Genomic DNA, 20,630 nt, shown 5'->3' with positions numbered 1-20,630 from the left:
TCTGGGCTCGACTCCTCGGGGTCGGCGGCGTGAAGGGGTTGGTGTTGATCACTGGGTCCGGCCGCCGATCCCCTGCGGGGACGACCCTGCACGGCCCCTCCCCACCGGGAGGTACCCCGGTACGGGCCCGCCCGAGGGGTGGACGCCTCAGCTCCCCGCCTTGTGGGCCACCGCGGCGAAGCCGCCCGAGCGGCCGGGGGTGCGGGGCCTTGAGCTCCACTTTCCTGTGCACCGCGGCGAAGCCGCCGGGGGTGTGGGGGTGTCAGCCCCCACGTACCCCTTCCCCTCCCCGCAGGGGGCCTGGGGGCACGCCCCGCTTCGTCGGCTCAGCGGCGAAGCCGCCCGAGCGGCACAGGTGCGGGGCCGTCAGCCCCGCCCCGTTTCCCTCGGGCTCCGGGGCGAAGCCGCCCAAGCGGCCGGGGTGTGGGGGCGTCAGCCCCCACGTGCCTCTTCGCCCCCCGCCAGGGGGCCTGGGGGCAGCGCCCCCAGTCTCGGGAAGGGGCTGGGTGGGGGAAAGGACCCCACCCGCACCCGCGTACCCCTCCACCGTAGGCGGCCGGGGCCCGCCCGTCGCTCAGCTCGGTGGCGGGGATGCGGGCGGGTCCGACGGCGGCGGGTCCGCCGGTGGCGCTTCCTGCGTCGGGAGCGGTGATGGGTCCGAGGGCGTCGGGCTCGGGTCCGTCGGCGTGGGCGTCGGGGTCGGCGTCGGGGCCGGGTCCGAGGGTGTCGGCGGTCTCGTCGAGCCGTAGCCGTCGATCTCCACCACCGCGCCCGACGGGTCCACGCCCACCCGCGCCGTCCACGGCCCCGTCGGCTCCCGGTCGTGGTCCACCGTGACGTAGATCGTGACCGACTCGCCCGGGCTGAGAGTGCCCGAGGAGTGGCTCATGTACAGCCAGGGAGCGTCCGTCCACGCCGACCACGTCACCGGGGAGCCGCCCGAGGCCGTGATCGTGATCCGCGTCGTGTCGCCGGCGGGTTCCGCCTCGACCGTGAGGCGGCCCGGGCCCGAAACGCCGGAGCGGGACGGCGAGAGGGGGGTGCCCGCGCTGATGACCTCGACCGAGACGTCCGGCGAGCGCGAGCCCGCGGTGAACCTCGGATCCGGTTCCGCCTGCGCGTTGCCCGCGTTCTCGTAGTGGTCGTACGGCTCGCCGTCGATGCCGCTCGGCCCGTCCGCCGCGCTCGCGGAGACCGAGGACCCGTCGCGCCCCTCCCCCGTCAGCGGCGCGCCCCGGTACGCCGCCCACAGCGCGAGCACCGGCGCCGCGACGACGGTCGCCACGACCGTGGTCGTCACGGCGCGCGCCCGCAGCCGGTCCCGCCGGGCCGCGTGGTCCTTCGGGTCGAGCGGGAATCCGCCGGGGCCGAAGCGGGGCGCTGCGGCCCGGGCTCGGGGTACGCGCAGCATCGCGGCGTACGAGGCGGCCCGCGGTGCCTCGACCAGCGGCAGCGCGGCCGGGGTGACGGCCGACCCCGGCCACGGCCCGCCCGTCCCCGCGCGCTCCGCGGTGCGGCGGCAGCGGGGGCAGTCGGCGACGTGCCGGACGAGCTCCTGGCGCAGCGTGGCGGAGAGCAGCACCTGGTGGTCGCCGGTGAGCCGGGCGACGGCCGGGCAGTTGCCGGTCTCGACGACGGCGAGCGCGGCCCAGGTGCGCTCGACCTCGCAGGCCGCGGCGGCCAGCAGCTCGCGCGCGGCCCTCGCGTCCAGGCCGAGGACGGCGCCGACTTCGCGCGAGCCGAGCCCGTGCCGGACGGCGAGCTCCAGGGCCTCGCGCTGTTCGGGTGTCGTCCCGGCCGCCTCCGGCCAGGCCAGCAGCGCCAGTTCACGGTGGCGGCGCTCGGCGGCCTCCTCCGAGACCGGGGGCGCGGCCTCCCCGGAGGCGGCGAGCCGCGCCGGGCGTCCGGTGTGCGTCCCCTGCCGCATGCGCCGCTGCTCGGTCAGCCGGCGCAGACAGGCCCACCGCGCGAGCGCGTACAGCCATGCCTTCCGCTCGGTCTCGCCCGCCGGGCAACGCCCGTACTGCCGCTCGGCGATGGCGAGTACGTCGCCGAGGAGCGCGGTCGCCGCCTCGTGGTCGCAGAGCACGGAGAGGCAGTACGTGAACAGGCCGTCGAGGTACGGCTCGTAGCGCGCGAGCGGCTGTTGCGCGGACGGACGGGACACGCGCCGGTTCGCCCGGTGTGCGCCGGTGGTGTGCGTGGGAGGTTCCAGCCTGCTGCTCGTCACGCCCGTGACCGTAGGCGCTGGAGCACATCCCCTTCGTACCCCTTGAACACTTTTAATCCTTTCGGGTGAACAGATCGCTCGAAGAGGGACAGGAATCGTTAATTCCACCCCTAGCGGGCCACCGGCGTACGCCGGGCTCCGATGAGTTCCGAGGCCAAGGACGGTCAACCCTTCATGAACAAGGCGATCTCAGGTATGTCGATGTCACTGGACGGCTTCATCACCGCGCCGGAAGACACCCGCGAGGAGCCGCTGGGCGTGGGCGGACGCCGCCTGCACCGGTGGGTTGAGGAGATGAACGAGACCGACGCCAAGGTCCTTGCCGAGATGGTGGAGAACCTCGGAGCGATCGTGATGGGCCGGCACTCCTACGACGTATGCGAGGGCGACGGCGGCTGGGGCGACGGCGGTCCGGCCGGCAAGATCCCCTGCTTCGTCCTCACCCACCGTCCGCCGGACCCGGCGGACGTGGTCGCGCCGGACGTGTTCACCTTCGTCACGGACGGCATCGCGTCGGCGATCGCGCGGGCGAAGGCGGCCGCCGGCGGCAAGCACGTCGGCGTGCACGGTGCGACCGCCGCGCAGCAGGCGCTGAACGCGGGTCTGCTGGACGAGATCCACATCATGCTCGTCCCGGTTCTGCTCGGCGCGGGAAAGCGGCTGTTCGACCATGTCGGCGGGCCCGTCGAGCTGCGGCGGACCTGGTCGCTGGAGTCGTCGGACATCACCCACCTGCGCTTCGAGGTCGTGAAGTAGCCGCCGGGGGCGGTGGCGACGGCGTTGTCAGTGGGCCCCGCTACGGTTTGCGCATGGCTGCCCGTACGAAATCCGCGAAGGACCGGCCGTCTTACCGCTGCACCGACTGCGGCTGGACGACCGCCAAGTGGCTCGGCCGCTGCCCCGAGTGCCAGGCCTGGGGGACGGTCGAGGAGTACGGCGCACCGGCTGTCCGCACGACCGCCGCCGGCCGCGTCTCCACCGCGGCCCTCCCCATCGGCCAGGTCGACGGCCGGCAGGCGACAGCCCGCCCCACCGGCGTGGACGAGCTGGACCGTGTCCTCGGCGGCGGCTTGGTTCCGGGGGCTGTCGTGCTGCTCGCGGGCGAGCCGGGCGTCGGCAAGTCCACGCTGCTGCTCGACGTCGCCGCGAAGGCCGCGAGCGACGACCACCGCACGCTGTATGTCACGGGCGAGGAGTCCGCGAGCCAGGTGCGCCTGCGCGCCGACCGGATCAACGCGCTGCACGACCACCTCTATCTCGCCGCCGAGACCGATCTCTCGGCAGTCCTCGGCCACTTGGACGCGGTCAAGCCGTCGCTGCTGGTCCTCGACTCCGTACAGACCGTCGCATCCCCCGAGATCGACGGTGCGCCCGGTGGCATGGCCCAGGTCCGCGAAGTCGCCGGCGCGCTGATCCGCGCCTCCAAGGACCGCGGCATGTCCACGCTCCTTGTCGGCCATGTCACCAAGGACGGCGCGATCGCCGGACCGCGGCTGCTTGAGCACCTGGTGGACGTCGTGCTGTCCTTCGAGGGCGACCGGCACGCGCGTCTGCGTCTCGTACGAGGCGTCAAGAACCGCTACGGCGCGACGGACGAGGTCGGCTGCTTCGAGCTGCACGACGAGGGCATCACCGGCCTCGCGGACCCATCCGGCCTGTTCCTCACGCGCCGGGACGCCCCCGTCCCCGGCACCTGTCTGACGGTCACCCTCGAAGGCCGCCGTCCACTCGTCGCCGAGGTGCAGGCGCTGACCGTCGACTCGCAGATCCCCTCGCCCCGGCGCACCACATCGGGGCTGGAGACCTCCCGGGTCTCGATGATGCTGGCCGTCCTCGAGCAGCGCGGCCGGATCACCGCACTGGGCAAACGCGACATTTACAGCGCGACCGTCGGCGGCGTGAAGCTCTCCGAGCCCGCGGCCGACCTGGCGATCGCGCTCGCCCTGGCATCGGCCGCCAGCGACACCCCGCTGCCCAAGAACCTGGTCGCGATCGGCGAAGTCGGCCTCGCGGGCGAGGTCAGACGGGTCACCGGCGTCCAGCGCAGGCTCGCAGAGGCACACCGGCTCGGCTTCACACACGCCCTCGTCCCGTCCGACCCCGGCAAGGTCCCGGCCGGCATGAAGGTCACAGAAGTGGCCGATATGGGAGACGCGCTGATGGTGCTCCCGCGGGGGCGTCAGGGGGGCTCGGTGGCTGCTCCGCGCAAAGGACGGACGGACGCCCCACAGGACGACGACACGCGCCGGTAGACTTTGCCCTGGTCTCGCCCATCCGTACGAGCCGAAGGAGTGCAGTGGCAGCCAACGACCGGGCAGCAGCACCCGGAAAGTCCGGCGGAGGCTCCGGCAACGAAGCGCTGATCCGCGCCGCCCTGAGCGCGGTCGCGCCCGGTCAGGCCCTGCGCGACGGCCTGGAGCGGATCCTCCGGGGCAACACCGGAGGCTTGATCGTCCTCGGCATGGACAAGACCGTCGAGTCGATGTGCACCGGCGGTTTCGTGCTGGACGTGGAGTTCACCGCGACCCGGCTGCGTGAGCTGTGCAAACTCGATGGCGCGCTCATCCTCGACAAGGACATCAGCAAGATCCACCGGGCCGGTGTGCAGCTGGTCCCGGACGCGTCCATCCCCACCGAGGAGACGGGCACCCGCCACCGCACGGCGGACCGGGTCTCCCGGCAGTGCGGCTTCCCGGTCGTCTCCGTGTCGCAGTCGATGCGGCTGATCGCGCTGTACGTGGACGGGGAGCGCCGGGTCCTCGAGGAGTCGGCCGCGATCCTGTCCCGCGCCAACCAGGCGCTCGCGACACTGGAGCGCTACAAGCTCCGCCTCGACGAGGTCGCGGGCACGCTCTCCGCGCTGGAGATCGAGGACCTGGTGACGGTCCGGGACGTCACGGCGGTGGCGCAGCGCCTGGAGATGGTGCGCCGGATCGCCACGGAGATCGCTGAGTACGTGGTGGAGTTGGGCACCGACGGCCGTCTCCTCTCCCTGCAGCTGGACGAGTTGATTGCGGGCGTGGAGCCGGAGCGCGAGCTGGTCGTACGCGACTATGTGCCGCAGCCGACGGCGAAGCGGTCCCGCACGGTCGACGAGGCACTCACCGAGCTGAACGACCTCACCCACGCCGAGCTGCTCGAACTGCCCATAGTGGCAAGAGCGTTGGGCTACAGCGGTTCGCCCGAGACGCTCGACTCAGCGGTGTCGCCGCGCGGTTACCGGCTGCTGGCGAAGGTGCCGCGGCTGCCGGGGGCGATCATCGAGCGGCTCGTCGAGCACTTCGGCGGCCTGCAGAAGCTGCTCGCGGCGAGCGTCGACGATCTGCAGACGGTCGACGGAGTGGGCGAGGCGCGGGCCCGCAGTGTGCGGGAGGGCCTCTCGCGGCTCGCGGAGTCGTCGATCCTCGAGCGGTACGTGTAAGCCTGACGGCCCCGGCCGGTTACTCCTTCTCCAGGCGGAACGACGCCGGCAGCACCGTCACCCCCGGGAACTTCGCCTCCACCAGATACGTACCGGAGGCGACCGCCCCCGCGGGCGGCGTCGCGCACTGCGGCGCGCTCCGCCTGCGGTCCCACTCCACCGTGTGCGTGATCGTCGCGCCCGCCGGAACCCGCAGCAGCAGACCGCCGGCCGTGCGCGGGCAGTCCTTCGAGGACCACACGTCGTCGTCCTCGTCGTCGGTGACCGTCAGCACCGCCACCTTGGGACCGAAGTCCGCCTTGCAGGTCGTCGCCGAGGAGTTGGACGCGACCAGCTGGAACGTGGGCTTCTCCCCCGGCTCGTACGAGACTTTGACCGTGCGCAGGGTCAGTTTCAGTGCGCCGGGGGAGCAGTCGGGGAGGGTCGAACCGGCCGGGACCTGCTGGCCGCCCGCGCCGCCACTGGCCGCGCCACCCGCCCCGTTGTCGCCGTTCTTGCCGCCGTCACCGCCCGTGCCGCCGTCGCCGCCCGCGTCCGTACCGCCGCTGTCGGCGCTGCCGTCGCTCTCGCCGGAGTCGCCCGACTCGTCGCGCCCGCCCGGCTGTTCGCTGATCGCGGGTCCGGACTGGGAGGGCCCCGGGGTGATGGAGGGCGCGGGACCGGAGCCGTTGGCGCTGCCGTCGTCCCGGTCTCCGTTGCCGTTGCCGCCGCCGGAACTGACGGCCCATACGGTCAGCAGCGCGAGCAGCGCAATCAAAGACGCCGCGACTGCCCTCCGTCGCCAGTAGATGGAGGAGGGTAGCGGCCCGATCGGATTGCGCAGAGATCCCACGGCCCAAACTCTACGAGAGATCACGGCCAACTCTCGTCCCATCCGCCGCCCGACTTCGTGAGTTCTGGCGATCATCATCACGGTCGGCGCCGCACGCACCCCGACTTTCGTCAAGGCCACCCCTTGCCGATCGCTCCGCGTGACCGTACGGGCCTGGCGGGTACGGTCCGTGACCATGAGCCGCAGCATCAGCCGCGTTCGTCGTGACCTGGTGGCGGGCGGGCCCGCAGCGGGAATTCGCGTGCGTGGTGTTCTGGTTCACCGGCGGGCCGGGACTGAGGCTTCGGTGGCGCCCGGAGCGTATGCAGCGTCCGCTCCCCTTGTCGTGCCAGGATCAGAGTGCCATGACTGACATCACCACAGACCCTGCCCCGGCCGACGCGGCGTCCCTCCACACGCCGGTCATCGCCTGGTTCGACGAGCACGCCCGCGATCTGCCCTGGCGCCGCCCCGAGGCCGGCGCCTGGGGTGTGATGGTCAGCGAGTTCATGCTGCAGCAGACACCCGTCAACCGGGTGCTTCCCGTGTACCAGCAGTGGCTGGCGCGCTGGCCGCGCCCGGCCGATCTGGCGGCCGACGCGCCCGGCGAGGCGGTCCGCGCCTGGGGCCGGCTCGGCTATCCGCGGCGCGCGCTGCGCCTGCACGGGGCCGCGCAGGCAATAACGGAGCGGCACGGCGGCGATGTGCCCAGCGACCACGCGCAGTTGCTCTCGCTGCCCGGCATCGGGGAGTACACGGCGGCCGCGGTGGCCTCCTTCGCGTACGGACAGCGCCATGCCGTCCTCGACACCAATGTCCGCCGGGTCCTGGCCCGCGCCGCGACCGGCATCCAGTACCCGCCGACCGCGACGACCGCCGTCGAGCGCAAGCTGGCCCGCGCGCTGCTGCCCGACGACGAGGCGACCGCGGCGCGCTGGGCGGCGGCTTCCATGGAGCTGGGCGCGCTGGTGTGCACGGCGAAGAACGAGGACTGCGCGCGCTGCCCGATCGCCGCGCGGTGTGCGTGGCGGCTGGCCGGGAAGCCCGCGTACGAAGGCCCCGCGCGCCGCGGCCAGACGTACGCGGGAACGGACCGGCAGGTGCGCGGCAGGCTACTCGCCGTGCTGCGCGAGACGGTGGCGCCGGTGCCGCAGTCGGCGCTGGACGCGGTCTGGCACGAGCCGGTCCAGCGGGCCCGGGCGCTGGACGGACTGGTCGCCGACGGGCTCGTGGAACCTCTGGAGAATGGCTTCTACCGACTCCCTCACAGTTGAGCGCTCGGCCGTTTCCCACTCGAACCGCACCTGAAACATCTGCTGTTACACAACCGATGGATGGCCGTGCGCCCTCCGACGGCTGCTCCGCACAGGCCCGTGACAACACCTCCGTAGCTTCTTGCTGACACAAGGGAACGGCAGTGCTTGTCGCGGGGCTCACGGGGACGGAGGCGGTTGGAATGGCGCACGGCGAGGTGCTCGAATTCGAAGAGTACGTACGCAACCGGCAGGAGGCGCTGCTGCGCAGCGCCCGGCGTCTCGTCCCTGACCCGATCGACGCGCAGGACCTGCTGCAGACCGCTCTGGTCCGCACCTACGGTCGCTGGGACGGCATCGCGGACAAGTCGCTGGCCGACGCGTACCTCCGCCGCGTGATGATAAATACGCGTACGGAGTGGTGGCGCGCACGCAAGCTGGAAGAGGTTCCGACCGAGCAGCTGCCCGACGCGAGCGTCGATGACGGCAGTGAGCAGCGCGCGGACCGCGCCCTGTTGATGGACATCCTGAAGGTGCTCGCACCCAAGCAGCGCAGCGTCGTGGTGCTGCGACACTGGGAGCAGATGAGCACGGAGGAGACCGCTGCCGCGCTGGGTATGTCGGCGGGTACGGTGAAGAGCACGCTGCACCGGGCGCTGGCCCGGCTCCGTCAGGAGCTGGAGAGCCGGGACCTGGACGTCCGCGCCCTGGAGCGCGGCGAGGTTCGGCGTAACGGTGAGTGCGACGGACGGGGGCAGGAGCGGTGCGCGGCCTGACTGGCAGAGGCGGCAACAGGAGCCTGGCGGCGAGCGGCGCGGCGATGGCCGGGCTCGCCGCCGTAGGCGTGTTCGCCGTCGCGTGCTCCACGGGCGGCACCGGGGTTCAGGACGAAGGCGCGGCGCACACCGACGCGGTCGCCAAGGCCACCCCCTCGTCCAACGCGTCCCCCACCGGCGGCGCGCAGAAGACCGAGGCCGTCAGCGCGGTGAAGCTGATCATGAGCGATCCGAAGGTCAGCGAGCGGGTCAAGGCCGACCTCAGGCCGTGCGCCCGGGACTCCTACCCGGTGGACACCTCCTACGGGAACCTCACCGGCGGCTCCTCGCCCGATGTCGTCGTCAATGTGCTGACGTGCGGCGACGCGGTGGGCATGGGCACGTATGTGTACCGCGAGACCGGCGACAAGTACGAGAATGTGTTCGCCGCCGAGGAGCCCGCGGTGTACTCCGCGATCGACCGGGGCGACTTGGTGGTGACCAAGCAGGTGTACGCCAAGGGTGATCCGGTCGCCGAGCCGTCCGGCGAGGAAGTGACCACGTACCACTGGTCGAGCGGGAAGTTCGTCCAGCAGTACTGGGTACGCAACGAATTCAGCAGAACGGTCGGAGAGGGCGAGGTTGTCGCCACCGAGCCGCCCGTACCGAACGAGAACTGAGAGCAGCGGGGATGGCAGAGACCCATGTCCTGTTCGTCGAGGACGACGACGTCATCCGTGAGGCGACCCAGCTCGCCCTGGAGCGGGACGGCTTCGTGGTCACCGCGATGCCCGACGGACTGCAGGGCCTGGATGCCTTCCGCGCCAACCAGCCGGACATCGCGCTGCTCGATGTGATGGTGCCGGGTCTGGACGGCGTGAGCCTGTGCCGCCGTATCCGGGACGAGTCGACCGTGCCCGTGATCATGCTGTCGGCGCGCGCCGACTCGATCGACGTGGTGCTCGGCCTGGAGGCCGGCGCCGACGACTACGTCACCAAGCCGTTCGACGGCGCGGTGCTGGTCGCCCGCATCCGCGCGGTGCTGCGCCGCTTCGGCCACGCGGTCGGCGCGGGGGGCGGCGGTGCGGCCCAGGCGGGTCAGGATCCGCAGGGGCCGCTGCTGGCCTTCGGCGATCTGGAGATCGACACGGAGGGCATGGAGGTGCGCAAGGGGGGTGCGCCGGTGGCGCTGACGCCGACCGAGATGCGGCTGCTGCTGGAGTTCTCGTCCACGCCCGGGACCGTGCTCTCCCGCGACAAGCTTCTTGAGCGGGTGTGGGACTACGGCTGGGGCGGCGACACCCGGGTCGTGGACGTCCATGTCCAGCGGCTGCGCACCAAGATCGGACAGGACCGGATCGAAACGGTCCGCGGCTTCGGCTACAAGCTCAAGGCATGAAGGGGCTCGTACTGCGCACAGGAGTCCGCCGGCTGCATCTCCAGGGGGCGCTGCACCCACGAGCGGCTGCGCCGCGGTCCGGACCCCCGGCAGCAAAGACGACCGGGCCCGCGCGCATGGAACAGGACCACCCAGTATGAAGCGGCTCGTAGTGCGCACAGGAGTCCGCTGGAAGATCAGCATCGCGATCGCGGGCGTCGGCGCGCTGATCGCCATGGCGCTGAGCCTTGTCGTGCACAACGCCGCCCGCGTCTCGATGCTGGACAACGCCCGCGATGTGCAGATGGACCGGGTGCTGCTCGCTCAGCGCTGGTACGAGACGTCCAAGAACAAGGACCCGCGCTTCAACACCAAGATCAATGACTCCGCCCTGCCCAGGTCACTCCAGAAGCTGATGCGCGAGAAGCGGCGCGGCACCTATGTGGACGAGGGCAACGGCGGCACGCCCGACATCTGGGCCGCCGTACCGCTGTCCAACGGCGACGTGCTCTCCCTGCACACCCAGTTCGCCGGCCGCAGCGCCACCGTCATGAAGGACCTCGACCGGGCGCTGATCATCGGCTCGGTCTCCGTGGTCTTCGGCGGCTGCGCGCTCGGCGTGCTGATCGGCGGGCAGCTCTCCCGTCGGCTGCGCAAGGCCGCCGCGGCCGCCGGCAACGTCGCGCAGGGCAATACGGAGGTACGGGTCAGGGACGCGATCGGCGGTGTCGTACGCGACGAGACCGACGATCTGGCCCGCGCCGTGGACGCGCTGACCGACGCCCTGAACGAGCGCATCGAGGCGGAGCGCCGGGTCACCGCCGACATCGCGCACGAGCTGCGCACCCCGGTGACCGGGCTGCTCACGGCCGCCGAGCTGCTGCCGCCCGGCCGCCCCACCGAGCTCGTACGAGACCGGGCGCAGGCCATGCGGACGCTGGTCGAGGACGTCCTGGAGGTGGCCAGGCTCGACAGCGCGTCGGAGCGGGCCGAGCTCCAGGAGATCTCGCTCGGTGAGTTCGTCAGCCGCCGGATCACAGTGCTGAACCCCGATGTGGTCGTCCGCGTCGTGCACGAGTCGTGGGTCAGCACCGATCCGCGGCGGCTGGAGCGCATCCTGCTCAATCTGCTGACCAACGCCGCCAAGTACGGCAAGCCGCCGGTCGAGGTCACGGTCGAGGGCCGCGTGGTGCGGGTCCGCGACCACGGTCCCGGCTTCCCCGAGGCGCTGCTGCGGGAGGGCCCGAGCCGCTTCCGTACGGGCGCCAGCGACCGCGCGGGGACCGGCCACGGCCTGGGCCTGACGATCGCGGCGGGCCAGGCGCGGGTCCTCGGCGCGCGGCTGACGTTCCGCAATGCCGCGCCGGAGGGGATCGCGACGCCGCTGGGCGAGTCGGGCGGCGCGATCGCGGTGCTCTGGCTCCCCGAGCACGCGCCGACGAACACCGGCAGCTTCCCGATGATGCCGCTGCCGGACTAGGGCGCGCCCCGCTCCCGGACTAGCAGGACCAGCCCTTGTCCAGGTCGAGCCCGCCCTCGCGCCGCTGGGTGAACGAGTACCAGTTGCCCGAGTCGTCGCGCAGGATCGCCTCCGTGCCATACGGACGGTCCTGTGGCGGCTGCACGAACTCCGTACACCGCCTTGAAGGCGCGTACGAAGTGGTAGCGCGAATACCCGGCATGGGCGGCCACCGCGTCCAGGTCGAGCGGCTCGGCCCAGTCGCGGTCCATGGCGTCCTTGGCGAGACGCAGCTGCCGCAGATGGGCGAGGCGCGTCGGCGCCGCGGTGGTGTTTTCCACACACCCGATGCTGACACGCACCACTGACAACGGCCCCAGGCGTGCACACAGGCGTGCACACCGGGGCCGTCGGCCAGGGGGTTTGTCGAGGTCAGACCTGTTCGGCCACCTTGTCCACGGTCGGGGCGGCCTCGGCCTGCGCCGGTCCCGCCCCGCGCAGCGGCACCTCCTTGACGAAGAAGGCCGCCGCGAAGCCGATCACCGCGACCGCCGCACCCACCAGGAAGGCCACGTGCGTCCCGGAGGCCACAGCGAACTCGTACGCCTCACGGACCGGGTCCGGCAGCTTCGCCAGGCTCGCGGCGTCCAGCTGCGCGGACTGCTGGGTGGCCGCGGACCCGCCGCGCGCCGCCATCTCGTCCTGCACCCGGCCGGTGAACAGCGCGCCCATGATCGCGACGCCGAAGGAGGCACCGAGCGTACGGAAGAGAGTGGTCGCGGAGGATGCGACGCCCATGTCCTTCTGCTCGACACTGTTCTGCGCTACCAGCATGGTGATCTGCATCAGGAAGCCCATACCGGCGCCGAGCACCGCCATGTAGATGCCGGAGGTCAGCCGCGAGGTCTCGGTGTCCATCTGCGCGAGCAGGAACAGCCCCGTCACCATCAGCCCGCCGCCGATGATCGGGAAGAGCCGGTACTTGCCGGTGCTGGTGGTGATCCGGCCCGCGACCATCGAGACGACGAGCATCGACATCAGCATCGGGAGCAGGAGCAGACCGGAGTTGGTCGCCGAAGCGCCCTGGACGGACTGCTGGAACAACGGCAGGAACAGCACCGCGCCGAACATCATGAACCCGGCCATGAAGCCGATCACCGACATCAGCGTGAAGTTGCGGCTGCGGAAGATGTGCAGCGGCATGATCGGCTCGGCCGCCCTGGTCTCGGCGAACAGGAAGCCGGTGAGCGCGGCCACGCCGATCGCGATGAGCTCCATGATCACGGCCGAGTCCCAGGCGTACTCCGTACCGCCCCAGGTCGTCACCAGCACGATCGAGGTGATGCCCAGTGTCAGCAGCCCGGCGCCCACGTAGTCGATGCGCGCCTTGGTCCGCTCCTTCTTCGGCAGGTGGAGCACCGCGGTGACCATGGCGAGCGCGACGGCGCCCAGCGGCAGGTTGATGTAGAAGCTCCAGCGCCAGCCGAGGTGGTCGGTGATGGTCCCTCCGACCAGCGGTCCGCCGATCATGGCGACGGCCATGACGGCGGCCATCATGCCCTGGTACTTACCGCGCTCCCGCGGCGGCACGAGGTCCCCGATGATCGCCATGACGCCGACCATGAGCCCGCCCGCGCCCAGACCCTGGATGGCGCGGAAGCCGATCAGCTGCCCCATGTCCTGGGCCATGCCGCTCAGGACCGAGCCGATCAGGAAGATCACGATGGAGGTGAGGAAGACGCCCTTGCGGCCGTACATGTCGCCGAGCTTGCCCCAGATCGGGGTGGAGGCGGCGGTGGCCAGGGTGTACGCGGTGACCACCCAGGACAGGTGCTCGAGGCCGCCCAGCTCGCCGACGATGGTCGGCATCGCGGTGCCGACGATCATGTTGTCGAGCATCGCCAGCAGCATGGCGATCATGAGCGCGAGTATCACCACCCGCACGCTGCGGGGCTGAGGCTCGGTGCTCGGCCGCCCCTCGGCGCCGGGCGGCCCCTCCGCCCCGGGCCGGGCCCCTGCGCGCGGCTGCGCGTCAGCGCTCGGCTGTGCCTCGTCTTTCGCTATACCAACCATCGTTCCCGCTCCCCTGGCACTTACTTGCCGCCCGGCTAGTTGACTACACTGGGGAACGTAGACCCGCAACTAGCCGGGCGTCAAGTAAGTTTCTCAGGAGAGCCCCATGGCCAGAGGCAACACCCGCCAGCGCATTCAGGACGTGGCCCTGGAGCTCTTCGCCGAGCAGGGCTACGAGAAGACGTCACTGCGCGAGATCGCGGAGGCCCTCGATGTCACGAAGGCGGCGCTGTACTACCACTTCAAGACCAAGGAAGACATCCTGATCAGCCTCTTCCAGGACCTGACGAGGCCGATGGACGAGCTGATCGAGTGGGGACAGACCCAGCCGCACACGCTGGAGACCAAGCAGGAGATCCTGCGTCGCTACAGCGAGGCGCTCGTCGGCGCGGCCCCGCTCTTCCGCTTCATGCAGGAGAACCAGGCCACGATGCGCGATCTGAGCATCGGCGAGACCTTCAAGGACCGCATGATGGTGATGCTCGAGCTCATCAAGGAGCCGGAGGCGGCCCTGGCCGACCAGGTCCGCTGCATCAGCGCGCTCTTCACGATGCACGCCGGAATGTTCGTACTGAAGGACATCGAGGCCGACCCTGAGGACAAGCGCCAGGCCGTCCTCGAGGTCGCCATCGATCTGGTGAGCCGGGCTCACCACGTCACGGGCTGACGGTCACCGGCAGGCACATCCGCCGCAGCTTCGCAGTGTCAGACGCCCGAGCGTCAGATGGTGACGCCGGCCGAGCGCAGGTAGGCCATCGGGTTGAGCGCGGAACCGTAGTTCGGGGTGGTACGGATCTCGAAGTGCAGGTGCGGACCGGACGAGTTGCCGGTGTTGCCGGACCGGGCGATGGTCTGACCCGCCTTTACGCTCTTGCCGACGGTGACGTTGACCTTCGACAGGTGGGCGTACTGCGAGTACTTGCCATTGGTGTGCTTGATCACGATGGCGTTGCCGTACGCGGGGCCGTCGCCGCCGCCGTTCGGGCCGGCCTTCACGACGACACCGTTGTAGGCGGCCTTGACCGGGGTGCCGACGGGGACGGCGAAGTCCTGGCCGGAGTGCTTGTGCGACCACATGTTGCCGCCCTGGTTGAAGCTCGCGGTCAGCGTATAGCCGGTGACGGGCTTGACCCAGGTCACGGCGTTCTTCGCGGCCTTGGGCTTGGCGGCCTTGGGCTTGGCGGCCTTGGACTTGGCAGCCTGCGACTTCGCGGCGGCGGCCTTCGCAGCGGCTGCCGTCTTCGCTGCAGCGGCGGCCTTCGCGGCGTCGGCGGCCTTGGACTGCGCCAGAGCCTGCGCGGCGACGGCGCTCGAGGCGTCCACCGCAGTGGCGGACCCGGCAGCCGCCGGCGCACTGGTCCCAGCGGCGAACGCGGCCCCGGCCCCGAGCACCATCGACGCTCCCAGGCCGGCGGCCAGCACGGCGGCGCGGGTACGGAGGGCGGACGGGCGGGGAAGGTGGGACGTGGCGCGCTGCGACATTGGAGTGAACCTCCGGGGCATAAGGGGACCCGGCACCTCTGCGCCGGGCTTGGCCATCCCTTGGTAACCCAAGCCCCCACAAGGCCCAAAACGGGCCATCTACGACATAGGGTCGTAGTCGCCCCGCCCGGAATTCAGCCCTTGACGCCCCTCGATCCCCCGTCGGAGCCAGTTCGCAAATCGGGCAAAATCTATCTACTCGGACAGGTTTAGCCCCCGCGTACGAACCGCACACGAACCGTGCGAATAAGACATCCACCCCGGATCACCTGCCATCGGACACCGGACGGCCCAAGGCTCCGGCCGACCCAGGCCCGAGGTCCCGCATCGGAGCCGATCCAGCCCACTACTCCGGCTAGTAGGGCCCGAAACCCCTGTGTGCCTTGTCACGGATTCAACCGAGAACCTTTACTCCACGAGCCCCTTCCGAGACCCCTCCGAGACCCCTTCGGAACCCCTACGGGACCCGTCTGGCCCCCTCCGGACTGGCCCACGCGTTCTTCCCGCGCGCACCCCCGTCCGGGATGCTCCTGTGCCATGAGTAGACCCGTGTGTGCCACGAGTAGACCCGTGATTCGCTCGAACCGGCGCCCCCGCGGCTGGATCGTGCCCGTGGTCATCGGGCTCGCCTGCACGCTCACCTGGAGCGCACCCGCCGGCGCCGGCCCCTCCGACACCGGCCTCAAGGGCGCCATCGACAAGATCCTCGCCGATGCCCGCATGGACGGCGGAGCCGCAAGTGTGGTGATCGCCGACGCCGCCACCGGGGAGCGGCTCTATCAGCGGGACGGCGCCGACCGCCTCATGCCCGCCTCCAACACCAAGCTGGCCACGTCCGCCGCCGCGATGGCGCTGCTGGGCCCCGACTACCGCTACCGCACCGACGTCCTGTCCACCGGCCGCCGCCACGGCTCCACCCTCCGCGGCGACCTCTATCTGCGCGGCAGCGGCGACCCGACCACGCTCGCCAAGGACTACGACCGGCTCGCCGCCGACCTGGCCGCCTCCGGCGTCACCCGCGTCACCGGCCGCCTCGTCGCGGACGACACCCGCTTCGACACCCAGCGCCTCGGCCGCTCCTGGGCCGGGGACGACGAGTCCTCGTACTACTCCGCGCAGATCTCCCCGCTCACCGTCGCGCCCGACACCGACTACGACTCCGGCACGGTCGTCGTCGAGGCGCTCCCCGGCGCCGCGCCGGGCGACAAGCCGCGCGTGAAGCTCACCCCGCCCACCGACTACGTACGCATCGACATCCGCGGCACCACCGTCCCCGCCGGACAGCCCGACACCCTCTCCGTCGAGCGGCAGCACGGCACCAACACGATCAGCGTCAGCGGGAACATCCCGGTCGGCGCGAGCGCCACCAGGGAGTGGGTGAGCGTCTGGGAGCCCACCGGCTACGCCGCCGCGGTCTTCTCCGACGCGCTCGCCGCCCATGGCGTACGCATCGCCGGCAGCCCCCGCCTCGGCCGTCCCACCCCGCCCGACGCGAAGCTCCTCGCCTCGCACAGCTCCATGCCTCTGCGGGAGTTGATGGTCCCCTTCATGAAGCTGTCCAACAACATGCACGCCGAGGCGCTCACCAAGACGATCGGCTACGAGACGGCAGGCCGCGGCACCTGGGACGCGGGCCTGTCGGCGATCACCGGCTACCTCAAGCAGGAGGGCGTGCAGACCTCCACCATCCGCCAGCTCGACGGCTCGGGCCTGACCCGGATGAACCTCTTCCCGGCCGAGCAACTCGCCACCCTGCTCCTCTCGGTACGGGACGCCCCCTGGTACCCCGACTGGTCAGCGTCCCTCCCGGTGGCCTGCAACCCGGACCGCGCCATCGGCGGCACCCTGCGCTCCCGGATGTGCGCGACCCCGGCGGCCCTCAACGCCCGAGGCAAGACCGGCTCGTTGACGGGCGCTTCGGCTCTCTCCGGGTATGTCACGGACGCCGGCGGCCGCGAGCTCGTCTACAGCGTCGTGCTCAACAACTACCTGGCCTCGTCGGTGAAGAGCATCGAGGACTCGATCGTGGTCACACTGGCCAGGTCCGACACGGCCGGAGGCACGATCGCCGCCGTACCGCCGCGGGCTCCGCGCAGCTCGGATCCGGCGGCGGACCTCGAATGCTCATGGCAGAAGCCGAAGTTCTGCTGAAACGCCGGTGGCCCGGACCGTACGGAAGGTACGGTCCGGGCATGACGGACATCGAGCTCGCCGACGCCATCCAGTCGGTACGGGACCAGTTACTCGACGCGGCAACCCGGGCCACCGGCCAGCCGGTCACCTTCGAAGTCGGGGACATCCAGATGGAGTTCACGATCGAACTCCGCAAGGAGGTCAAGGGGGGCGCGAAGGTGAAGGCCTGGGTGGTGGAGGCAGGTGCGGACGCCGCCCGTACCACCGGCCACACCCACAAGATCGCCTTCACCCTCAAGCCGCGTTCCGCGGCCACGGGCGGGCCCTGGAAAGTCGGCAACGAACACCTCGGCAGCACCGACGACTTCGGCACCGGACCCGCTGACTGATGGCCCGCTCGTCATCCATGACACCGTCACGGAGTGTCGTCGCGGTCCTGTCCGAACACCAGGGCAGCGGCGTACTGATCGGCCGCAGCACAGTGCTCACGTGCGCGCATGTCATCGGCGCCGCCGACACGGCCCGGGTGGCCGTCCCCGGCAGCACCGGCGAACTGGCCTGCCGACTGGTCTGGTCCGACGAGGTCCTCGATGCAGCGCTGCTGCACATCACGCGAAAGCCGGAAGCACGCACGCAGCTGCCCCGCATGAGCACCGTGGCCACCGACCGGCCGCTGCCGCACTGCGAGATCATCGGCTTTCCCCGCATCCAGCGGTACGACGGTGGCCGCAAGCTGGACCTCGATCAGTACACCGGGACGATCCTCCCCATGGCCGGACTCATCCGGCGCACGATGGTGTTCGAGTTCGACCGGCCTCCCGCGAGCGAGCCCGCTGACGGTACATCGCCGCTCGCGGGGCTCTCCGGTGCGCCGGTCTTCGCCGACGACGGGCTTCTCGGCATCGTCCAGGAGGTCCCTCGCGGCCGTGGCCACCAACGAGTCGAGTGCCTTCCCCTGCAGACGCTCGCGATGAGCCAAGGATTCCTTGACGCGTACGGTGCGTCGACCGGTTTCCCGCCGCCGCGCCTGACCGAGCTCAGCAGCCCGGCGATCAACGACCTCCGCTTTGAGCGGGAGTATGCGGAGGCGGTGGGCGCCGCCTACCGCAGAACGAGGATCTTCGGCCTCGACGAGCTGCGCAAACGGGACTCCGAGTGGGACCTCGACACGGCCTATGTGAGCCTGGAGGCCCAGCCCCGGGAGGGCGAGGGTCATGACAGGCCCGGCGCCCTGCCCCAAGTCCCCATAGGCCCCGAAGTCCCCGAAGCGGGCGGTGCCGTGGCCTCCGTACCGAAGAGGATCGACGAGCTGCTGGCCGACCGCCCGCGCGTCCTGCTGCGCGGCGAGGCGGGCGCCGGCAAGACGACACTCATGTGGTGGCTTGCCGCGCACGCCTCTGCGGGGACGCTCGGTCCACGGCTCGATCAGCTGAACGGCCTGGTGCCGTTCGTCGTCCCCCTGCGGACCCTGCGCGCCCGCGGCGGCACCTTCCCCACCCCTTCCCAGCTCCACTCGGTGGCGCAGCTGACGGCCGACGATCCGCCCGAAGGCTGGGCGGGGCGGGTCCTCAAGGCCGGTCGCGCCCTGCTGCTGCTGGACGGTCTGGACGAGGTACCGAAGAACGACCGGGAAGAGGTCCACGAGTGGCTCTCCGGGCTGCTCGCCCGCTTCCCCGGCACCAGGTGCGTGGTGACCGTACGGCCGCTCGCGGTCGAGCCGGACTGGCTGAAGTCGGAGCACTTCGAGGAGCTCAGCCTGCTCCCGATGACCGGCTCGGACATCCACGCTTTCGTCGCCGCATGGCACAGGGCAGCCCGCCTCGACAGCGACGACGGCGAGAACCTGCACGACCTGGAACGGGACCTGGCCCAGCAGTTCGAGCAGAACCGCGCACTCAGCGATCTCGCCCGTACACCGCTGCTCTGCGCGGTCATCTGCGCCCTGCACCGGCTGCGCCAGGGCTTCCTGCCGGAGACCCGATGGGCGCTCTACCAGTCCGCGCTCCAGATGCTCCTCGGCAACCGCGACAAGCGCCGCAAGATCGACGCGCCCGAAGGCATCTCCATGAATGTGGAGGAGCATCTGCAGCTGCTCCAGCGGATCGCGGTATGGCTGGTGCGGGGCGGCCAGGCCGAATTCACCCGGGAACAGGCCCTGCACCAACTGAACCGCGCCCTGCCGGGGATGCCACGGGTACAGGAGCAGGGCACCCCCGAGGATGTACTGAATCATCTGCTCAACCGCAGCGGTCTCCTCCAGGAACGCGGCGACGACAACTTCCAGTTCGCCCACCGCACCTTCCAGGACTTCCTGGCGGCCAAGGAGTTCGTCGAGGGCGACCAGCTCAAGGAGGCGCTGCAGCACGCCCATGAGCAGCAATGGCAGGACGTCCTGCTGCTGGCCGCGGGCCACTGCTCCCGTCGCGAACTGCCCCTGCTGGTCAATGGATTGATGGCCGCCGGCTCCTCGCTGGGGAAGCGGGAAGGCAGGCGTACCGCCTTGTACGTACTGGCGGCGCTGTGCGCACAGCACGCGGCGTGGCTGGACGCGACCACTCTCAAGCGCGTGCGGTCGGGGATCACGTCTGTCGTCCCGCCCCGCAATGCCACCGAGCTGCACCTGCTGGCCCGGCTGGGTCCGTATGTGCTGCCGCTTCTGCCTGGCCCCGACCACCGGGACACATGGAACAAGAAGCATGTGGTCGATCTGATCAACGAGATCGGCGGCGTCGACGCCATCCCCTACGCCCGGCGTTTCGCGGAAAGGGCCGACGGCTCCAACCGCTTGGCCTTCTCACTCGCGCGCAATTGGGCCAACTATCCGGTCGACACCTTCGCCCGCGAAGTCCTGGCTCGCGTCGACCTGACGGACGTGCCCCTGCACATCACCAACCGCGAACAGCTGGCACAGCTCCCTGTGTTGTCACACGCTCGGCACCTCGACATCACGGGCGACATCAGTACCGCCGAACTCGAGTCCCGCCTCGACGGCCACAGCATCGAGACCATCGGTATCGCGGACAACAAGCTCCTCACCGACCTGGCCTTCCTGCGCTGCTGCGGTTCACAGCTCCTGCAGGTGGCCATCAGGCGCTGCCCCGCCGTGGAAAGCCTCGCCTTCCTCCCAGAGCTCGAAGCGCTGGAGGTGGTCGACCTGGATGCCGTGCGGGTTTCCGCCGCCGATGTGGGGGCCATGGCCCGGATATCCCGGCTGCGCTCCGTCTACATCTCGTACCCCTCGTTGGAGGGGGAAAAGCTGAATCTGACGCCGCTGCGGGCCGTGGCCGGGTTGAAACTCAATGTCTCCGGCCTTCCGAAGCGACAGATCATCGGCTACCGCTGACGACCACGAAAAGGGGCTGCCCCGGTCCGTACGTTTCCGTACGGGTCCGGGACAGCCCCTTCGATCGCTCAGCTCAGCTCGAGCGTCACGCGTCCTTCGACAGGTTCGGACCGGCACCGCCGGCCGCCTGCTCGATCGGCGGGACGTCCGGCAGCGCCGACTTCTCCTCGCCGCGGAAGGTGAACTTCTTCTCCTCACCCTCGCCCTCGGTGTCCACGACCACGATGTGACCGGGGCGCAGCTCGCCGAAGAGGATCTTCTCCGACAGGATGTCCTCGATCTCGCGCTGGAT

General features: G+C 70.7%; 17 protein-coding genes and 2 pseudogenes. 12 read left to right on the top strand and 7 right to left on the bottom strand.

All coding sequences use genetic code 11. The features are described from left to right. Nucleotides 1-574: 574 nt before the first annotated feature. A complete protein-coding gene (locus ACH492_RS38940) occupies nt 575-2,230 on the bottom strand; it encodes a hypothetical protein (RefSeq protein WP_398994021.1) in 1,656 nt (551 codons plus the stop codon). A gap of 141 nt (nt 2,231-2,371) precedes the next feature. Here ACH492_RS38940 and ACH492_RS38935 point away from each other — a divergent pair, with 141 nt between their 5' ends. From ACH492_RS38935 to disA, 3 genes are read left to right on the top strand one after another with little or no spacing between them, the layout of a single operon-like run. Continuing rightward, nucleotides 2,372-2,986, top strand: coding sequence for a dihydrofolate reductase family protein (locus ACH492_RS38935; RefSeq protein ID WP_398994019.1), 615 nt, complete (start codon nt 2,372-2,374; stop codon nt 2,984-2,986). A gap of 53 nt (nt 2,987-3,039) precedes the next feature. Beyond that, complete coding sequence (gene radA, locus ACH492_RS38930; RefSeq protein ID WP_398994017.1) at nt 3,040-4,482, top strand: DNA repair protein RadA; 1,443 nt, start codon at nt 3,040-3,042, stop codon at nt 4,480-4,482. A 44-nt stretch (nt 4,483-4,526) separates the two neighbouring features. Further along, on the top strand, nt 4,527-5,651 hold the full coding sequence (disA, locus tag ACH492_RS38925) for a DNA integrity scanning diadenylate cyclase DisA (RefSeq protein ID WP_398994015.1): 1,125 nt from the start codon (nt 4,527-4,529) through the stop codon (nt 5,649-5,651). Between the two features lie 19 nt (nt 5,652-5,670). Here disA and ACH492_RS38920 read toward each other — a convergent pair whose 3' ends face one another. Further along, nucleotides 5,671-6,483, bottom strand: a complete 813-nt coding sequence (locus tag ACH492_RS38920; RefSeq protein ID WP_398994013.1) for a hypothetical protein — start codon at nt 6,481-6,483, stop codon at nt 5,671-5,673. A 344-nt stretch (nt 6,484-6,827) separates the two neighbouring features. Between ACH492_RS38920 and ACH492_RS38915 the strand changes: the two genes are divergently transcribed. The 5 genes from ACH492_RS38915 to cseC all read left to right on the top strand — a co-directional run bounded on the left by ACH492_RS38915 (nt 6,828) and on the right by cseC (nt 11,328). After that, nucleotides 6,828-7,736 carry an A/G-specific adenine glycosylase gene (locus ACH492_RS38915; RefSeq protein WP_398994011.1) on the top strand — a complete coding sequence of 303 codons (909 nt, stop codon included), beginning with the start codon at nt 6,828-6,830 and terminating at the stop codon, nt 7,734-7,736. A 182-nt stretch (nt 7,737-7,918) separates the two neighbouring features. Beyond that, nucleotides 7,919-8,491: a SigE family RNA polymerase sigma factor gene (locus ACH492_RS38910; protein ID WP_398994009.1), complete on the top strand. Its 573-nt coding sequence runs from the start codon at nt 7,919-7,921 to the stop codon at nt 8,489-8,491. Continuing rightward, nucleotides 8,479-9,150 carry a hypothetical protein gene (locus ACH492_RS38905; RefSeq protein WP_398994007.1) on the top strand — a complete coding sequence of 224 codons (672 nt, stop codon included), beginning with the start codon at nt 8,479-8,481 and terminating at the stop codon, nt 9,148-9,150. The genes ACH492_RS38910 and ACH492_RS38905 overlap by 13 nt, the downstream gene beginning before the upstream one ends. Nucleotides 9,151-9,161: 11 nt before the next feature. Next, on the top strand, nt 9,162-9,869 hold the full coding sequence (gene cseB, locus ACH492_RS38900) for a two-component system response regulator CseB (protein WP_398994005.1): 708 nt from the start codon (nt 9,162-9,164) through the stop codon (nt 9,867-9,869). Nucleotides 9,870-10,005: 136 nt separating this feature from the next. Further along, the gene (gene cseC, locus ACH492_RS38895; protein ID WP_398994003.1) at nt 10,006-11,328 is read left to right on the top strand and encodes a two-component system sensor histidine kinase CseC; all 1,323 of its coding nucleotides are present in this window, start codon (nt 10,006-10,008) and stop codon (nt 11,326-11,328) included. A 19-nt stretch (nt 11,329-11,347) separates the two neighbouring features. On the opposite strand, the pseudogene ACH492_RS38890 reads toward cseC, so the two are convergent. The 3 genes and pseudogenes from ACH492_RS38890 to ACH492_RS38880 all read right to left on the bottom strand — a co-directional run. Beyond that, nucleotides 11,348-11,488: pseudogene (locus ACH492_RS38890) on the bottom strand (VOC family protein); the annotation flags it as partial. Further along, nucleotides 11,478-11,579 (bottom strand): annotated as a pseudogene (locus ACH492_RS38885) (helix-turn-helix transcriptional regulator); the annotation flags it as partial. The pseudogenes ACH492_RS38885 and ACH492_RS38890, both read right to left, overlap by 11 nt. A gap of 160 nt (nt 11,580-11,739) precedes the next feature. Continuing rightward, nucleotides 11,740-13,380 carry an MDR family MFS transporter gene (locus ACH492_RS38880; RefSeq protein ID WP_398994001.1) on the bottom strand — a complete coding sequence of 547 codons (1,641 nt, stop codon included), beginning with the start codon at nt 13,378-13,380 and terminating at the stop codon, nt 11,740-11,742. Between the two features lie 106 nt (nt 13,381-13,486). On the opposite strand from ACH492_RS38880, the gene ACH492_RS38875 reads away from it, so the two are divergent. Next, entirely contained in the window at nt 13,487-14,047 is a 561-nt protein-coding gene (locus ACH492_RS38875; RefSeq protein ID WP_398993999.1) for a TetR/AcrR family transcriptional regulator, read from the top strand. Nucleotides 14,048-14,100: 53 nt separating this feature from the next. Here ACH492_RS38875 and ACH492_RS38870 read toward each other — a convergent pair whose 3' ends face one another. Continuing rightward, nucleotides 14,101-14,862 (bottom strand): M23 family metallopeptidase, encoded by a 762-nt coding sequence (locus ACH492_RS38870; RefSeq protein WP_398993997.1) that lies wholly within the window; start codon nt 14,860-14,862, stop codon nt 14,101-14,103. A gap of 537 nt (nt 14,863-15,399) precedes the next feature. Here ACH492_RS38870 and dacB point away from each other — a divergent pair. From dacB to ACH492_RS38855, 3 genes are read left to right on the top strand one after another with little or no spacing between them, the layout of a single operon-like run. Then, nucleotides 15,400-17,013 (top strand): D-alanyl-D-alanine carboxypeptidase/D-alanyl-D-alanine-endopeptidase, encoded by a 1,614-nt coding sequence (dacB, locus tag ACH492_RS38865; protein ID WP_398993995.1) that lies wholly within the window; start codon nt 15,400-15,402, stop codon nt 17,011-17,013. A 41-nt stretch (nt 17,014-17,054) separates the two neighbouring features. Beyond that, the gene (locus tag ACH492_RS38860) at nt 17,055-17,384 is read left to right on the top strand and encodes a trypco2 family protein (RefSeq protein WP_398993993.1); all 330 of its coding nucleotides are present in this window, start codon (nt 17,055-17,057) and stop codon (nt 17,382-17,384) included. Between the two features lie 17 nt (nt 17,385-17,401). After that, nucleotides 17,402-20,338, top strand: a complete 2,937-nt coding sequence (locus tag ACH492_RS38855; RefSeq protein ID WP_398993991.1) for an NACHT domain-containing protein — start codon at nt 17,402-17,404, stop codon at nt 20,336-20,338. Between the two features lie 85 nt (nt 20,339-20,423). Here ACH492_RS38855 and ACH492_RS38850 read toward each other — a convergent pair. After that, nucleotides 20,424-20,630 (bottom strand): hypothetical protein (locus ACH492_RS38850; protein WP_398993989.1); only part of this gene is annotated, 207 nt, incomplete at its 5' end.

Source organism: Streptomyces sp. NPDC019443, from assembly GCF_044389785.1.
Taxonomy (GTDB): domain Bacteria; phylum Actinomycetota; class Actinomycetes; order Streptomycetales; family Streptomycetaceae; genus Streptomyces.
This window is presented reverse-complemented; position numbering and strand designations above follow the sequence as displayed.

Bases quoted from the DNA above. Each gene is read 5' to 3' on its own strand.
- ACH492_RS38935 (WP_398994019.1), top strand. From the start codon at position 2,372: ATGAGTTCCGAGGCCAAGGACGGTCAACCCTTCATGAACAAGGCGATC.
- radA (WP_398994017.1), top strand. From the start codon at position 3,040: ATGGCTGCCCGTACGAAATCCGCGAAGGACCGGCCGTCTTACCGCTGC.
- ACH492_RS38915 (WP_398994011.1), top strand. From the start codon at position 6,828: ATGACTGACATCACCACAGACCCTGCCCCGGCCGACGCGGCGTCCCTC.
- ACH492_RS38910 (WP_398994009.1), top strand. From the start codon at position 7,919: ATGGCGCACGGCGAGGTGCTCGAATTCGAAGAGTACGTACGCAACCGG.
- cseB (WP_398994005.1), top strand. From the start codon at position 9,162: ATGGCAGAGACCCATGTCCTGTTCGTCGAGGACGACGACGTCATCCGT.
- cseC (WP_398994003.1), top strand. From the start codon at position 10,006: ATGAAGCGGCTCGTAGTGCGCACAGGAGTCCGCTGGAAGATCAGCATC.
- ACH492_RS38880 (WP_398994001.1), bottom strand. From the start codon at position 13,380: ATGGTTGGTATAGCGAAAGACGAGGCACAGCCGAGCGCTGACGCGCAG.
- ACH492_RS38875 (WP_398993999.1), top strand. From the start codon at position 13,487: ATGGCCAGAGGCAACACCCGCCAGCGCATTCAGGACGTGGCCCTGGAG.
- ACH492_RS38870 (WP_398993997.1), bottom strand. From the start codon at position 14,862: ATGTCGCAGCGCGCCACGTCCCACCTTCCCCGCCCGTCCGCCCTCCGT.
- dacB (WP_398993995.1), top strand. From the start codon at position 15,400: ATGAGTAGACCCGTGTGTGCCACGAGTAGACCCGTGATTCGCTCGAAC.
- ACH492_RS38860 (WP_398993993.1), top strand. From the start codon at position 17,055: ATGACGGACATCGAGCTCGCCGACGCCATCCAGTCGGTACGGGACCAG.
- ACH492_RS38855 (WP_398993991.1), top strand. From the start codon at position 17,402: ATGACACCGTCACGGAGTGTCGTCGCGGTCCTGTCCGAACACCAGGGC.